1 protein-coding gene is annotated in these 833 nt (G+C 71.1%); it reads right to left on the reverse strand.

Annotated features, from left to right (window positions below; all coding sequences use genetic code 11):
- Positions 1–833: AMP-binding protein (locus NA4_RS38430; protein WP_157129603.1), on the reverse strand; the 833-nt coding region annotated here is incomplete at both ends.

Below are 833 nucleotides of genomic sequence, written 5' to 3' on the forward strand. Positions count from 1 at the left end.
ATACGCCTGCGCGTTCCACACCGGCAAACCGATCGGCACCGCTCCCTCGACCTGGTCGGCTACGGGTGCGTGGGTGGCGTGCACGGTGAACTCGGTGGGACCGTACAGGTTGTACAGCGCGGCGCCGCTCACACGGCGAATCGCCACCACTGCTTCGGCGGTGAAGGCCTCACCGGCGACGAACAGCGTCCGCAGCGAGGCGAGCGCTTCCGCGTCGGCCGGGCCGATGCCGCCTGCGAAGACGGTCAGCATGGACGGAACGAACGAGGTCATGGTGACCCGCTCGGCCGCGATGACCTCGGCCAGGTACTGCGGGTCGCGGTGCCCGTCCGGGCTCGCCACCACGATGCGGCCGCCGGTGCTCAGCGGACCGAACAGCTCCCAGACCGAGACGTCGAAGGTCGCAGGGGTCTTGAACAGCACGACGTCGTCCGCGCCGATGCCGTATTCACCGGTGATCCAGCGGATCTGGTTGACCACCGCGGCGTGCGGCACCGCGACACCCTTGGGGCGGCCGGTGGAGCCGGAGGTGAAGATCACGTACGCCGGGTGCTGCGGACGCAGCGGCGCGATGCGCTCGGCATCGGTGATCGGCGCGTCGGCGTATCCGGTCAGCTTCAGCTCGTCGACGCGCAGCGTGGCGCGGCCCGCGCCGTCGAACGCGTCCCGCGCGGTGGTGAGCACGCAGACCGGGTCGGCCGAATCCAGCACGTAGTGCACGCGCTCGGCGGGCTGGTCCAGATCCAGCGGCACGTAACCGCCACCGGCCGCGTGCACCGCGTAGGCCGCGACGACCAGATCCACCGACCGGCGCATGCCCAGCGCGACCAGCG

The organism is Nocardia amamiensis NBRC 102102, assembly GCF_001612745.1.
In the GTDB taxonomy this organism is placed as follows: Bacteria; Actinomycetota; Actinomycetes; order Mycobacteriales; family Mycobacteriaceae; genus Nocardia; species Nocardia amamiensis.